This window comes from Hymenobacter glaciei, assembly GCF_039539585.1.
In the GTDB taxonomy this organism is placed as follows: domain Bacteria; phylum Bacteroidota; class Bacteroidia; order Cytophagales; family Hymenobacteraceae; genus Hymenobacter; species Hymenobacter glaciei.
This window is the reverse complement of record NZ_BAABDK010000029.1, coordinates 156,821-171,387: the sequence shown is the minus strand read 5'-3', so window position 1 is coordinate 171,387 and position 14,567 is coordinate 156,821. Positions and strand designations below refer to the sequence as shown.

The following is a 14,567-nucleotide window of genomic DNA, read 5'->3' as shown; positions in this document are numbered from 1 at the left end:
CTCAACAGCTATATTTCAGATAGTATAGCTGCTTTTTCAGGAAGCTAATAGTCCTTTGGCAATGGCTCTACTTCTTGCTTTGGCTCATCGTCTTGTCGTAATCGGCAACGGTGCCATAATGACTGAAGCCATCCATGTAAGAAATTCTCCAAACTCCATTCTCTTTTTTGGCCTTCATTTTATACGTGAATGGAGGCTCAACTCCATCTTTAATTCCCCAAGCCCAGTTAAATACTGCCGTGTTATTATTGCTCAGTTTTAGGTTACTAATACTGAGTTGCTTCCAATACTCATCAGGACTGTCCTGGCACCCACACCAATCATCAGCATCGGTGCTCCAAAGCGGAATTCCGTCGTTGAAATTCCTCCACTCAACACTTGCCTTTTTCACCGAGGAGTCAATTGTAGTTGCAATTGCTCGATGCCTGTTCAAAAATTCCTGTGAGAAATAATTTGTTTGCCTGAAAATTTCAGATTCTTTATTGTAGGCATCCCAGTCAATTCCCGTAAATACACTATCAGAAGGGAAATTGCCTTTAAAAGGAAAGCCGACATTCCGGTGTTTGGTTTCGTGCCACTCGTAGATGTCCCTTATTAAAGTTGTTAGTTGAATACTATCAGCATTTACATGTTTTTGAATAGTTGCTTTCTCTGCGATTTTGGGATTTTCCGAATTAGTACAGCTAGTTAGCATACCAATTGGAAGTAACATTGCAAGAATGTAATGACTAATTTGCATTTCGGGTAGCTATTTTATAGCGTGTACTGTTTTCGAAGGAAGCCCCGATATTTGCAATTCCGAAATTACAATGATATAACTTTCGGCAAGCCATCTGCTACCGGCTGGGTGCTAAGGAACAATGTAGCGCGAAGCATGCTACGGTGCAACTACACCATCTGATTACACCCGCGCACATCCGAGTTATCCATCCGGCCCAGCACCTCAAACGAACCGTCTGGATGCATGCGGGCCAAGTCCTTGGTTTCAATAAACGCGCAGGAATCCACGTTGGCTAAGTCAATCACATTAATAGCGCCATCGGGCCGAAACTCGGTAACAGAGAAAGGGTCGGAAGGCTCGCGCAGCAGCACCCGCAGCGGCGGTGGGCAGTGGAAGCGGCCATCGCCGAGCGAATAAGCCTGGCTCAGCAATTCCGTCATGCCGTATTCGGAGTGGATTCCGGCCGGCCCGAACGCCCGCTGTAACTCCTGGTGCAGCTCTTCGCGAATCATCTCGCGGCGGCGGCCCTTCATGCCGCCGGTTTCGAGCACCGTGAGGCCTTGTAATTCCGGTGCTTGACCAACTTCGGCAGCGAAATCCAGCAGCGCATAGCTCACGCCGATGAGTATGACGCGGCGGTCGGGCACCTGCTTGGCTTCGGCCAGTGCGGCGCGCAAGGCGGTGTGGTCGTGCAGGAAAAACGCTGGTTGTGTTTGCCCTGATTGCCGGGCGAAGTAGTCGACCATTGCCACCAACGAAGAATTACCCTGCTCCAGATACGACGGCAGCAGCGCCAGAAATATCCAGTCCGTGAGCGGACCGTAGTACTGCTCGAAAATACGGGCCGCGTTTTCGCGGTATAGCCCCGGCTCGCGCACCAGGTGGCGGCTGCGCTGTTGCAGCGTGGTGCCGCTGCTTAGGAATTCCTCCTGCGGTTGCCATTTTCCCGGGTCGGTGCGTACATCGTGGCTTTTGAAAAACTCAATGGGCAGAAAGGGAATATCCGTGAGTCGGGTTACGGTAGTAGGGTCGTAGCCGGTCGCATTACCGCGTAGCTGGGCCAGGTACCGGGCGTAAGGCGGGCAATGCACGGCCTGGTACCGGAACAGTGCCAGCGCAGCCGTTTCGAAAGTAGCCGGTGTGAGTTGCGGCAGGGCGCCGATAAAATCGAAGCGGAATGACATAAGCAGCAATGTGGCAACAAAGCCCAGGCTGAACCAACCAAGCGCACTATTCGTTGCGAAGAACGTACTTTGGGGCCGCGGCAGCCGTTAGGCTCCTGAACTTACTTCTTTGGTTTCTATGAATCTGTTTCGTACCCTCGGCGCGGTTGCCCTGCTTGCCCTCGGCTGGGCTGGCACCAGCAGTTGCTTGAAAGCACCCGATTTCCCACTGGAGCCCACCATCACGTTTAATAGTCTGAAGAAGACTTACGAAGCGCCGAGAATGCCCGGAGCCACCCCTGCTGATACTTTGGAGTTTGCCATTGATTTTCAGGATGGCGACGGCGACCTTGGTCTCGATGCCGACGACGCCGCCATTCCGCCTTATAACTCGCCGACCGGTGGCCACAATAACCTATCTACCAGCAATAACTATTTCATTCAGCCATTCAAACGGGTAATTAGTGGTGGCATCCCTACGTTCGTTCCTTTCTACACCCCAGGGGGCTTCCCCGGCGAGTACGATGGCCGTTATCCGCGCCTTGAGACCACGACCGACGCTAAACCGGCGCCGCTGAAAGGAACCCTGCGGTATAAGCTGCGGCTGCCGCTCAACCGAACCTCCTATAGCGCGAACGATGTCCTCCGCTTCGAAATCAGTATTATGGACCGCGCCATGCATCAAAGCAACGCGGTCACGACTACCGAAGTAACGCTGGGCCCGTAAGCCCAGCGTTTTTTTGGCTTAATAAATCTCGGGGAACCGCTCGGGCTCGGCCTCGCTCATCAGCTCATACACGGTGTCGAATACATCTTCGGCGTTGGGCTTGCTGAAGTAGTCGCCGTCGGAGCTGTAAGCCGGCCGGTGCGGCTGGGCAGCCAGGCAGCGCGGCTGCGCATCCAGAAAGCGGTAGGCCTGCTGGCCATCGAGCACCTGCTGCATCATGTAAGCGGTAGCTCCACCGGGCACGTCCTCGTCGGCAAATACCACGCGGTTGGTTTTGGCCAAGCTGTCGGCAATGAGCTGGTCGGTGTCGAAAGGCAGCAGCGTCTGCACGTCGATAACTTCGACTGAGATGCCCACTTCGGCCAGCTGTTTGGCGGCGTCCATCACAATGCGGCACATCGAGCCATAGGTCACCACCGTTACGTCGGTACCGGCCAGCAGCACTTCGGGACGGCCCAGCGGCAGGGTGAATTCGCCCACGTTGCTCGGCGTTTTTTCCTTCAGGCGGTAGCCGTTCAGGCACTCAATCACGAGGGCTGGCTCGTCGCTGCGCAGTAGCGTGTTATAGAAGCCAGCGGCCTGCACCATGTTGCGTGGTACGCACACGTGCATGCCCCGGAGGCTGCCCAGTATCATCTGCATGGGCGAGCCCGAATGCCACACGCCTTCCAGCCGGTGTCCGCGCGTGCGCACAATCAGGGGGGCCTTTTGGCCGCCTTTGGTACGGTACTGCAGGCACGCCAGGTCATCGCTCAAAATCTGGACGGCGTAGAGCAGGTAGTCGAGGTACTGAATTTCGATGATGGGGCGCAGGCCCCGCAGCGCGGCCCCAATGCCCTGGCCCGCAATGGTGCACTCCCGGATGCCGGTATCGGTCACGCGCAGCTCGCCAAATTTGTCCTGCAGGCCCGCAAATGCCTGGTTCACGTCGCCAATTTTGCCCACGTCTTCGCCAATGGCAAAAATTCGGGCGTCGCGCTGGAAGTTGGCGTCGAAGCAAGCCTGCAGCACCTCGCGGCCGTCCACTACGGGTGCATCGGCAGCATAGGTGGCGGCAACTTCCTCGATATTGCCCACCGCCCATTCGCTTTGGCTGAACAGGTTGGAGTTGTAGCGGTCGGCGTTTTCGGCCAGCAGCTGCTCGAGGTGGCGCTGGATGGCCCGGCGCCCGGCGCTGCGCTTCTCGTGGCGCACGTGGCGCAGGGCACGCCGCAGGGTGCGCACCACATCGGCCCGAATGGGCGTAGGATTGGTTCGCAGCTGCTCCACCAAATCGTGCATGGTGTTTTCGTTGCCGGTTGCAGCCACCAGCTTGTCGAGCATGGCTACAGCCTCGTCGCGCTCCGCTTTGATGGGGTTGAAGAAGGCAGCCCAGGCAGCGGTACGGGCCAACTTGATGACGGCCGCGGCGGCTTTCTCGATTTCGTCGAGCTCCAGCTCGGTGGCGTGGCCCTCGGCTAGCAGCCACTCGCGCAGTTTGTGCAGGCAGTCGTGGTCTTCCTCCCAAGTCAGGCGGTCCTTGCTTTTGTAGCGCTCGTGCGAGCCGCTGGTGCTGTGGCCCTGCGGCTGTGTAAGCTCCGTGACGTGGATGAGGACGGGCACGTGCTGCTCGCGACACACGGCAGCGGCGCGCTGGTAGGTGTCTACCAAACCGGCGTAGTCCCAGCCGCGCACCACATAAATCTCGAAGCCCGACTGGCCCTCGCCCTCGCGCTGCAGGCCCATCATAATTTCGCTGATGCTCTGCTTGGTGGTCTGGTACTCGGCCGGCACCGAGATGCCGTAATGGTCGTCCCACACGCTCACCAGCATGGGTACCTGCAGTACGCCGGCCGCATTCAACGCTTCGAAAAACATGCCCTCCGAGGTGCTGGCGTTGCCGATGGTACCAAATGCCACCTCATTGCCTTTGGTGGAAAGGCTGTCGAACTGGTGCAGGTCGGGGTTTTGACGGAAGAGCTTGGAGGCGTAGGCCAGGCCCAGCAGGCGCGGCATCTGGCCGGCGGTGGGCGAAATATCGGCCGAGGAGTTTTTGGTTTGCGCCAGGTCGCGCAGGTTGCCGTCCTCGTCGAGCATGCGGGTAGCAAAGTGGCCGTTCATGGCGCGGCCGGCGGTAGCGGGCTCGGCCTCCACGTCGGGGTTGGCGTAGAGCTGGGCGAAATACTGCTCCCAGGTGAGCTGGCCGATGGCCACCATAAACGTTTGGTCGCGGTAGTAGCCGGCACGGAAGTCGCCGTTCTGGAAGGCGCGGGCCATGGCCAGCTGGGGCACTTCCTTGCCATCGCCGAAGATGCCAAACTTGGCTTTGCCCATGAATACCTCTTTGCGGCCAGCCAGCGAGGCGTGCCGACTTTCCCAGGCCAGGCGGTAATCAGTAAGGAAATCGGCCTTGGTGAGGGGCGCGGCCTGCGTGGGCACTACGGTTTCGGCAGCGGGCATAAATATGGGCTAAGGGCGGGGTGGGAATTTAGACTGGAGCAGGGAGCGGGTCGGAACCCGCCGGCAAAAATACGGAATTGGGGCCGGGCGGGTGGCACCGGGGCTTTGGCTGTATATTTGGGCAAGGAAAGCGCGGCGGGGCGGGCCAGCCAATTCGAACCGTCCCGCCGCTTCAATCCGCTGATTTAGTAGGGCAACCGCGCCAACGGCTCCCCTCTAGGCTTCCTTTTCACAACGCTTATTCAATTTTCTGTCATGAAGAAATTTCTTACCCTCTGCCTGCTGCTGCTGGCCGGCGCTACCCGCGCCCAGGGCGTGATGCAGTTCACGACCGACAACCACGATTTCGGCAACGTGCCCGAGGGCACCATGGCCACTTACGAGTTCAAGTTCAAGAACACCGGCAACCAGCCGGTGATTATTGCCAACGTGCAGGCCAGCTGCGGCTGCACCACTCCCGACTGGACCAAAACGCCCGTGCTGCCCGGCAAAACCGGCATCATCAAGGCCATGTACAACAGCGCCGGTCGCCCGGGCGTGTTCAACAAAACCGTGACCGTGACCAGCAACGCTGCCGATGCCAGCAAGGTCCTCAGCATCAAAGGCTCGGTGCTCACCAAGGAACAAATCAAACCGACCCTTACCCCGGCGCAGCTGGCGCAGTCGCCCCACTTGGTGCTCGACCGCGGCATCCACGACTTCGGCAAGATGGAGGCCGGCCAGCAGCCAGTGGCTCGATTCACTGTCAAGAACACGGGCAAAACCGAGCTGGTGTTGGGGGCGCTATCGTCGGGCTGCTACTGCGTGGGCTACAAAGTGAACCCCGCGCCGCTGGCCCCCGGCCAGAGCGAAGTAGTGGAGCTGCTCTACACCCAGCGCCAGCTTGGGCAGGTGAGCGACGCTGTAACCATTACCTCGAACGACTTGAGCGGCGACGCTAAAATCACGCTGAGAGCTACCATCGTGCGCGACCTCACCGGCACCAGCATGATGAAGGAAGGCACGACGAGTGTGCCATTTAAGTAAGGTTCGTGCTCAGCGAATAGCGCATTTCAAGCTGTTCTATTTATTGCAATCCATTTGAAAGCCCTGCCACTTTGGCGGGGCTTTTTTTGGAGCGATTTTAGATTGATGTCGGTACATTAATTTGCAGCAATACTTCATTCCATTATGGAAAATTCAGATAATGGGCCCGCTCCTGCAGGGAGTAGCGCCTACGAAGTACCCGCGCAAACGCGCATTGGCCACGTCCACCTACAGGTAACCGACCTCGACAAGGCGCTGAGTTTCTACTGTGGCATTTTGGGCTTTAAGCTCATGCAGCGGTTTGGGCTGCAGGCGGCCTTTATCTCAGCCGGCGGCTACCATCACCACATCGGCCTCAACACCTGGAACAGCCTGGGCGGGCCGCGGGCCCGGAAGCAGGGCGCGGGGCTGTACCACACCGCCATTCTCTACGCCACTCGGGTTGAATTGGCCGGGGCGTTGCAGCAGCTGGTAACTGCCGACTACCCTATTACCGGAGCGGCCGACCACGGCGTATCGGAAGCCATCTACCTCGACGACCCCGATGGCAACGGCGTGGAGCTGTACTGGGACCGGCCCCGGGCCGAGTGGCCGCTTAGCGCCGACGGCGAAGTGCAGATGTACACCCGCGCGCTCGATTTGAATGCCCTGCTGGCGGAGGCCGTCTGAGCTATTGTCGGCACGTTTCGCTGTTGGCTATAAATCCTGGCTGAACCAAAATCTCGCACCATTGGTACTAGGCGCGCCGCGTATCTTTGCGGCTCGAAAGTTCACCACCTCCCCTCACCCATCTTATTCCCACCTTCGCTCATGATTATTGGCGTTCCTAAGGAGATTAAAAATAACGAAAACCGCGTGGGCCTCACGCCCGCTGGTGTAGCCGAACTGCGCAAGCACGGTCACACCCTGCTGGTGCAGCACACGGCCGGCGAAGGCTCGGGCTTCTCGGACGACGAGTACAAATCGGCCGGCGCGACCATTCTCGGCACCATTGCCGAGGTGTACGGGCAGGCCGAGATGATTATTAAGGTGAAGGAGCCGATTGCGGAAGAGTATCCCCTCATCAAGGAGAACCAGTTGCTGTTTACGTACTTCCACTTCGCCAGCGGCGAGGAGTTGACCCACGCCATGATTGAGCGCAAGGCCATTTGCCTGGCTTACGAGACGGTGGAGCTCAGCAACCGCGCCCTGCCCCTGCTCATTCCGATGAGCGAAGTGGCCGGCCGCATGGCCCCGCAGGAAGGCGCCAAGTACCTGGAGAAACCCCTGAAAGGCCGCGGCATTTTGCTGGGCGGCGTACCCGGCGTGAAGCCCGCGAACGTGCTCATCCTGGGCGGCGGCGTGGTCGGTACCCAGGCTGCGAAAGTGGCCGCCGGCCTCGGCGCGCAGGTAACCATCATGGACGTGAGCCTGACCCGTCTGCGCGAGCTCGACGACTTCATGCCCAAGAATGTGGTAACGCAGTACTCGAACGAGTACAACATCCGCGAAGCCATCAAAACCTCGGACCTGATTGTGGGCGCGGTGCTGATTCCCGGCGCGAAAGCTCCGCACCTCATCACCCGCGACATGCTGAAGACCATGCGTCCCGGCACTGTGGTGGTCGACGTGGCCGTGGACCAGGGCGGTTGCATTGAAACCTGCCACCCCACCACCCACGAAAACCCGACTTTCATCATCGACGACGTGGTGCACTACTGCGTGGCCAACATGCCCGGCGCGGTGCCCTACACCAGCACCCTGGCCCTGACCAACGCCACCCTGCCCTACGCCGTGAAACTGGCCAACCAGGGCTGGCAGGAAGCCTGCCGCCGCGACGAGGCCCTGCGCCTCGGCCTGAACGTGGTGCACGGCGAAGTCGTGTACCAGGGCGTAGCCGATGCCTGGGGTTTGCCCATGGTGAACGTGGAGACGGTGCTCGAGGCAGCAGCGGTTTAAATTACAATCAGAGAGTCAACTAGTAAAAATGCCTTCCCGCTTTATTGCCGGGAAGGCATTTTTACTTTTTAATTTAGGTTAATTCATAATTCTCAATTTTTAATTCCCTTTGCTTCCCTCTCCATCCATTCGCCTGTTGCTGCGCCGCTTTGCATTGCTACTGGTCGTGTATTCGCTGTTGCGGCTGGGATTTCTGCTGCTGAACCCGGCTACGTTTCGCGGCATTGCGCCGGGCGCGGTGGCGCTGGCCTTCTGGCACGGGCTGCGGTTCGATGTGGCTGCGTTGCTGTGGCTGAACCTGCCATTGGTGCTGCTTTCGCTGCTGGTGCCGGTGCGGGCCGTGCGGGCGCAACAGTGGCTGCGCGGGCTGCTGGTGGGGCTCAACATTCCGGGCATCCTGCTCAATGTTATTGACTGGGAGTATTTCAAATTTATTGGGCGGCGCCTGAGCAACGAGTGGCACACCATTGGGCACGACATTGCCCGGCAGGCTGGCCAGATTGGGCTGCACTACTGGTACCTGGCCATTCCGTTGGCGGCCCTGGTGTATGCCTTGTGGTGGCTGTGCCCCATGCCGACGCGCGCCGAACTGGCCGCCCCGGCTGGCCGCTGGCGGTGGGTGCAGCGCAGTGTGGAATTTATGCTGGCGGTGGGCTTGGTGGTACTGGGCCTGCGCGGCGGCTGGCAGCTGAAGCCTTTGCGCACCGGTGTAGCCTTCGAGCAGCAACCCGCCGTACTCGGCCATCTGGTTCTGAACAGCACGTTCACGGTGCTAAAGTCCTTCGATGAAGTGCCGATTGAGCGGGTGGACTACTTCCCCGGCACGGCGGCGCTGCGGCCGGCGCTGGCGGCGCGGCCGGTGCCCTCCCGCCCGGCCCCGGCTGCGCCGCTGAACGTGGTGGTACTGCTGCTGGAGAGCTTTGCATCAGAGTACATCGGGGTGGAAAACGGAGGCCAGGGTGGCTATACCCCGTTCTTCGATTCGCTGGCGGTGGTGCCGCAGGCACGGCTACTGCGCGACAACTACGCCAACGGCCGCCGCTCCATCGAGGCTCTGCCGGCTGTGCTGGCGGGCCTGCCCTCGCTGATGGATGAACCGTTTATCACTTCCAGCTTTCAGACGGCGGAGGTGCACGGGCTGGGCGAAATCCTGGGCCGGCACGGCTACACCACGGCCATGTACCACGCCGGGGCCAATGGCACCATGGGCTTCGACATGTTCAGTGGCATTGCTGGCATGCAGCACTACTATGGACTCAATGAGTACCCGGGCGGAATTGGCAGCCCCGATTACGACGGGCACTGGGGCATTTTTGATGAGCCCTACCTGCAATATTTCAACCGGCAGCTCTCGGCGACCAAACAACCGTTTCTGGCCACGCTGTTCACGCTCAGCGCCCACGACCCATTCACGCTACCGAAAGCGTACCGGGGCAAATTCCCGGTTGGGACGCAGCCCATCCACCCAACCATTGCCTACTCGGACCTGGCCCTGCGCCGGTTTTTCGCGGCCGCCCGCCGCCAGCCCTGGTATGCCAACACGCTGTTTATTCTCACGGCCGACCATACTTCGCAAACCGACCAGGCCACTTACCAAAACCTGGTGGGCTACCACAAAACGCCCCTGTTGCTTTTTGCGCCCGGCCAGGCGCTGCCGGCTATCATACCGCACCACGTAACGGAGCAGGCCGATGTACCCGCTACCGTGCTCGACGTACTGGGCCTGCGGCAGGAGCAGCCCTTGTTGCTGCCCTTCGGTTCATCGGTTTTTGACCCTGCTAGTGCGGGCCGCGCCATGTTTCGCGACGGCGACTCGTACTATCTGGTGCACAGCGATTTCGTGACTGAGCTCACCAATAAAAACGAAGTGCGTCTGTACCCCTATGCGCCTCACTTTATGCCTACCGACCCAGTTGCCCATCCCGACCCGGCACTGGCCAAGCAGTACGGCGACGAACTGCGGGCCTGCGTGCAGTTCTATGTAAACGGGTTGCTGGATAACCGCCTTTACAAGTGATATAGACGGTGTTCAGGCCTTTGCTTATACCAACACTACCATTGACTACAATTTGTTGCTATTCAACCACTAAGCGTAAAAAATCAAACCTAATAGGATGAGCTCCGTTGAAGGCTGCAACTGAACCGTCATGGCTGGCGGCGCAGCACTTTCACTTACTCTTCTATTCCTATGAAAAAGCCCCTCATCTTAGCTGCCGTACTGTTTGCGATGGGTACCTTCTCGGCGCACGCGCAGAGCAGCTCTACTACCACGACCCGCCAAACCACGGTAACGCCTGCTACACCCGCCACGCCGGCGACCCCGGCTTCTCCGTCGACTGCTCCGGCTTCTACCACCACTACGGAGTCGACTACCACAACTGCCGACCATGCTCCTGCTCCCATGGTGCAACCTGCTCCCGCGCAGACGACGGTACCCGCCAACACGAAAGTGAAAGAGAAGCGTAACAAGACGAAAATTAAGCCGAAAAACTAAATTTAACTCTTTCGTTTTTTGTAAAAAAGCCCGGCCGCAAGCAATTGCGGCCGGGCTTTTCTTGTGGCAGCTTGGCGAGGGAAATCAGTTTCCTTGGTTAAGCTGCACTGCTTCGGCAAACGTTGGAATATCGGCCAGCCGCTCATTGGTTCGCTTCTCAAAATTGACCCGCCAGCAGTAATGCACCAGGCCGTTGGTGAGCAGCAGCAAGGGTGCGCCTATGGTTTGATTGTAGGTAGTGGCCTGCTGCGCCACTGCCTGGGTGATGGGCACCGCGGGCGCTTTGCACTCCACCAGCAGCAGCGGCTGGCCATCGGGGTCGAGGGCCAGCAGGTCGGTGCGCTTCCGGCGCTGGTTGTAGCGCAGGCCCCGCTCGAGGGCCAGCAGGCCGCGCGGGTAGCCCAGGTGGCTGCTCAGGTAGTGCACCACGTGCTGGCGCACCCACTCTTCGGGCGTGAGCACGACGTGCTTGCGCCGCAGCCCGTCCCAGATGAGTGGTTGATTTGTGGCCGATTGCGTAAGTTTGGCATCGAAAGGCGGCAGGTCCAGGGCTTGCATCACCTCCAAAGGTAGGGGTCTGGTATCGAGTGACTGAGCAACCGAGTGGCTAAGTGACTGCGAAACGCATACCCTTTTCTCAATCCCTCACGTAGCCATCCCGCCACTCAACCACGTTTTATGAAGACCAAAGAAGAAATCGTTAATAACTGGCTGCCGCGCTACACGGGTGTTCCGCTGGATGAGTTTGGGCAGTACATCCTGCTCACCAACTTCAGCAACTACGTGTACATGTTTGCCGAGCAGTTTAACACCGAGGTGCGCGGCAAAGACAAGCCGATGCAAACGGCCACGGCCAACGGCATCACCATCATCAACTTCGGCATGGGCTCGCCCATGGCGGCCACGGTGATGGATTTGCTTTCGGCCATCAAGCCCAAGGCGGCACTGTTTCTGGGCAAGTGCGGCGGCCTGAAAAAGACCAAGCTCGGCGACCTGGTGCTGCCCATCGCCGCCATTCGCGGCGACGGTACTTCCGACGACTACCTGCCGAAGGAAATTCCGGCCCTGCCCTCGTTCCGGCTGCAGCGCGCGGTATCGTCGATGATTAAAAAGCACGAGCTCGACTACTACACCGGCACAGTGTATACCACCAACCGCCGCGTGTGGGAGCACGACCAGGATTTTAAAGACTACCTGAAGCGCGTGCGGGCCCTGGCCGTGGACATGGAGACAGCCACCATTTTCGTGGTGGGCTTCGCCAACGAAATTCCCCACGGCGCCCTGCTGCTCGTGAGCGACAACCCGATGACGCCCGAGGGCGTGAAAACCTCGGAGTCGGACTCGAAAGTGACCACCGATTTCGTGAAGCGCCACCTGCAAATCGGCATCGAGTCGCTGCAGGAGTTGCAGTTCTCGGGCGAGTCGGTGAAACACATGCGCTTCGAATAAGGCACTATGTTAAACGACTTCAGCACGTCATGCTGAGCGAAGTCGAAGCATCTCTACCGCAGGAGTGAATCAAATTACTTGCGTGGTAAAGATGCTTCGGTTACGCTCAGCATGACGTTCTTTTTTATTGCCATTTTCAATCTCTACGCATGAATTTTTCCTCCCCTTCTGTTATCCCAAAACTCGCCGCTTCCCTCCTGGCGCTAACCCTGCTCAGCGGCTGCGGAAGCAAGCGCGAGGCGGTGGATTTGCTCGTGACCAACGCCTCGGTTTACACCGTTGATTCGACCTTCTCAAAAGCCGAAGCCTTTGCCGTGAAAGACGGCAAATTCGTGGCCGTGGGGTCGGCGGCAGACTTAAAAGGGAAGTATGAGGCGGCGCAGGAAGTAGACGCCGGCGGCAAGTTCATTTACCCGGGCTTTTACGACGCGCACTGCCACTTCTACCGCTATGCCCTGGCGCTGCCGAGCGCCGATTTGGTAGGCACCAATTCGTGGAAAGAGGTGATTCAGGAGCTACAGGAAAACCGGAAGAAATACCCGCAGGCGGCCTGGCTCACGGGGCGCGGCTGGGACCAGAACGACTGGCCCGGCAAGCAGTTCCCGACCAAAGACACCCTCGACCTGCTGTTCCCGGACGTGCCCGTGCTGCTTGTTCGGGTAGATGGGCACGCGGCCGTGGTAAACCAGAAGGCGCTGGATTTGGCCGGGGTTTCGGCGAGTACGCCCATCAGCGGCGGCACCATTACGCGCGATGCCCAGGGCCACCTCACCGGCTTGTTGGTTGACAACGCCACGCGGCTGGTGAGCAGCAAAATCCCCGACCCGGCCCCGGCCGAAGCAGCGCAGCTGCTGTTGCAGGCCCAGCAGAACTGCCTCGCGGTGGGCCTCACCAGCCTTGCCGATGCCGGCCTCGACAAAGCCGACATCGACCAGATGGCCGCCCTGCAGCAGCAAAAGAAGCTTAAGCTGCGCCTCTACGCCATGCTGAACCCGACGCCAGCGAACCGTGCCTACTACTTCAAAAACGGCCCGGTTCTCACCGACCAACTCACGGTTAGCTCCTTTAAAGTGTATGCCGACGGCGCACTGGGGTCGCGTGGAGCCTGCCTGGTGAAGCCGTACGCCGACAAACCAAAGGAAACCGGCTTCCTGCTTTCGACCGAAAAGGAATACCGGACCCTGGCCAAGGAAATCGCCGCGTCTAAATTCCAAATGAATACCCACGCCATCGGCGACTCAGCCAATCGCATCATACTCAACATCTACGGCGAGGCGTTGCAGGGCCAGAAGGACCGCCGCTGGCGCATCGAGCACGCTCAGGTTATCACTCCGGCCGACATGCCCAAATTTGGGCAGTTTGGCATCGTGCCCTCGGTGCAACCCACCCACGCAACTTCCGATATGTACTGGGCCGGCGAGCGGCTGGGCGCGCAACGCCTGAAAACGGCCTATGCCTACGCCGAGCTGCTGAAGCAGTACGGCCAGCTGGCCCTGGGCTCCGACTTCCCGGTCGAGGACATCAACCCGCTGTTTGGCTTCCACTCGGCCGTGGCCCGGCAGGATGCCAAGAACTTTCCCGCTACCGGTTTCCAGATGGAAAACGCTATTTCGCGCCCAGATGCCCTGCGCGGCATGACCACCTGGGCCGCGCACGCCGGCTTCGAGGAAAAGCGCAAGGGCCAGATTAAGCCCGGTATGCTGGCCGATTTTGTGGTACTGGACACTGACTTGCTAACCGCGCCGAAAGAGAAATTGCGCGGCGCGCAGGTACTACAAACCTGGATTGGCGGGCAGTCGGTATTTGTGCGAAAGTAGTCCGGCAGATGCGCATATCGGTGCGAGGGCAACGCAGCGAAACACGCCACCCGATGGTCAGCTTCAATAATCCGTCCTCTCAATGTTCATAGCCCTGTGCTGAGATGCGACAAGCTTTTCAGCGCAAATCGGATTAATCAAAAAGCCCCGGCACTGCGCAGTGCCGGGGCTTTTTATTGATATGTGCTTTTTACAGCAGCAGGAAAGATTGGCTACGCTGACATTCGGCGGCTGAACCTACTTCGTCAGGATGAAAAGCCTTATTTCTCGTCGGCGCTGGGGCCGTAGAGGCCGGGCACCGGGATATCGAGCAAACGCAGGTACACCGTGAGTTGGCCGCGGTGGTGGATGCTGTGGTTGAGGCCCATTATGCGAATGGCCGAGCCTTTGGGCATTTCCATGATGGTTTGCTCGCCGCGGTGCAGCCTGAAATTATGGGTCAGCTTCTCGTCGTCGCTCTCGTTCAATGCCTGGCGCAGCATGGCGCTGTACTCGTCGAAACGGGCCAGCAACTCTTCGGGGCTGGTGGGCGTGGGGCCGGGCTTGGGCGCGTTGGGGTCGAGGAAATCGCGCGCGTCGTGCTGTACAAACAGGGTGTTGAAGGCCAGCAGGTTTACCACGTGGGTGGCCAGCTGCCACAGGCTCATGCTCTTGGGATGGGGCTTGTAGTCGGCCTGCTCGAAGGGCACGCGCTCGAGCGTTTTGCGGGTTTGGGCCAACTCGTGGTCGAGCTCGGCGAGGATGTTTTGCTGAATAGAGGAAGTGTGCATGAATGTGGGTTTGGTTAGGGGCG

Annotated in this window: 13 protein-coding genes; 8 read left to right on the top strand and 5 right to left on the bottom strand. The window is 59.0% G+C overall.

Annotation, left to right across the window (positions count from 1 at the left end; genetic code table 11):
• Positions 1 to 67: 67 nt before the first annotated feature.
• Both ABD837_RS18505 and ABD837_RS18500 read right to left on the bottom strand, forming a co-directional pair.
• On the bottom strand, positions 68 to 712 hold the full coding sequence (locus ABD837_RS18505) for a hypothetical protein (RefSeq protein ID WP_345057447.1): 645 nt from the start codon (positions 710 to 712) through the stop codon (positions 68 to 70).
• Between the two features lie 176 nt (positions 713 to 888).
• Positions 889 to 1,905 (bottom strand): acyl-CoA synthetase family protein, encoded by a 1,017-nt coding sequence (locus tag ABD837_RS18500; RefSeq protein ID WP_345057445.1) that lies wholly within the window; start codon positions 1,903 to 1,905, stop codon positions 889 to 891.
• Between the two features lie 118 nt (positions 1,906 to 2,023).
• Between ABD837_RS18500 and ABD837_RS18495 the strand changes: the two genes are divergently transcribed.
• Positions 2,024 to 2,611, top strand: a complete 588-nt coding sequence (locus ABD837_RS18495; protein WP_345057443.1) for a hypothetical protein — start codon at positions 2,024 to 2,026, stop codon at positions 2,609 to 2,611.
• An 18-nt stretch (positions 2,612 to 2,629) separates the two neighbouring features.
• Here the strand turns inward: ABD837_RS18495 and ABD837_RS18490 are convergent, their stop codons facing one another.
• Positions 2,630 to 5,050 carry an alpha-ketoacid dehydrogenase subunit alpha/beta gene (locus ABD837_RS18490; protein WP_345057441.1) on the bottom strand — a complete coding sequence of 807 codons (2,421 nt, stop codon included), beginning with the start codon at positions 5,048 to 5,050 and terminating at the stop codon, positions 2,630 to 2,632.
• A gap of 255 nt (positions 5,051 to 5,305) precedes the next feature.
• Between ABD837_RS18490 and ABD837_RS18485 the strand changes: the two genes are divergently transcribed.
• From ABD837_RS18485 to ABD837_RS18465, 5 genes are all read left to right on the top strand, one after another.
• On the top strand, positions 5,306 to 6,076 hold the full coding sequence (locus tag ABD837_RS18485) for a DUF1573 domain-containing protein (RefSeq protein ID WP_345057439.1): 771 nt from the start codon (positions 5,306 to 5,308) through the stop codon (positions 6,074 to 6,076).
• Positions 6,077 to 6,220: 144 nt separating this feature from the next.
• Positions 6,221 to 6,745 carry a VOC family protein gene (locus tag ABD837_RS18480; RefSeq protein ID WP_345057437.1) on the top strand — a complete coding sequence of 175 codons (525 nt, stop codon included), beginning with the start codon at positions 6,221 to 6,223 and terminating at the stop codon, positions 6,743 to 6,745.
• Positions 6,746 to 6,886: 141 nt separating this feature from the next.
• Positions 6,887 to 8,014, top strand: a complete 1,128-nt coding sequence (gene ald, locus ABD837_RS18475; protein WP_345057435.1) for an alanine dehydrogenase — start codon at positions 6,887 to 6,889, stop codon at positions 8,012 to 8,014.
• Between the two features lie 109 nt (positions 8,015 to 8,123).
• Positions 8,124 to 10,031, top strand: coding sequence for an LTA synthase family protein (locus ABD837_RS18470; protein ID WP_345057433.1), 1,908 nt, complete (start codon positions 8,124 to 8,126; stop codon positions 10,029 to 10,031).
• 171 nt (positions 10,032 to 10,202) lie between these two features.
• Positions 10,203 to 10,508, top strand: a complete 306-nt coding sequence (locus ABD837_RS18465; protein ID WP_345057431.1) for a hypothetical protein — start codon at positions 10,203 to 10,205, stop codon at positions 10,506 to 10,508.
• Positions 10,509 to 10,592: 84 nt separating this feature from the next.
• Here the strand turns inward: ABD837_RS18465 and ABD837_RS18460 are convergent, their stop codons facing one another.
• A complete protein-coding gene (locus ABD837_RS18460) occupies positions 10,593 to 11,066 on the bottom strand; it encodes a type I restriction enzyme HsdR N-terminal domain-containing protein (protein ID WP_345057799.1) in 474 nt (157 codons plus the stop codon).
• A gap of 120 nt (positions 11,067 to 11,186) precedes the next feature.
• Between ABD837_RS18460 and ABD837_RS18455 the strand changes: the two genes are divergently transcribed.
• Both ABD837_RS18455 and ABD837_RS18450 read left to right on the top strand, forming a co-directional pair.
• Positions 11,187 to 11,957, top strand: a complete 771-nt coding sequence (locus ABD837_RS18455) for an AMP nucleosidase (protein ID WP_345057429.1) — start codon at positions 11,187 to 11,189, stop codon at positions 11,955 to 11,957.
• Positions 11,958 to 12,106: 149 nt separating this feature from the next.
• Complete coding sequence (locus ABD837_RS18450) at positions 12,107 to 13,774, top strand: amidohydrolase (protein WP_345057427.1); 1,668 nt, start codon at positions 12,107 to 12,109, stop codon at positions 13,772 to 13,774.
• 260 nt (positions 13,775 to 14,034) lie between these two features.
• On the opposite strand, the gene ABD837_RS18445 is transcribed toward ABD837_RS18450, so the two are convergent.
• On the bottom strand, positions 14,035 to 14,544 hold the full coding sequence (locus ABD837_RS18445) for a DinB family protein (protein WP_345057425.1): 510 nt from the start codon (positions 14,542 to 14,544) through the stop codon (positions 14,035 to 14,037).
• Positions 14,545 to 14,567: the final 23 nt, after the last annotated feature.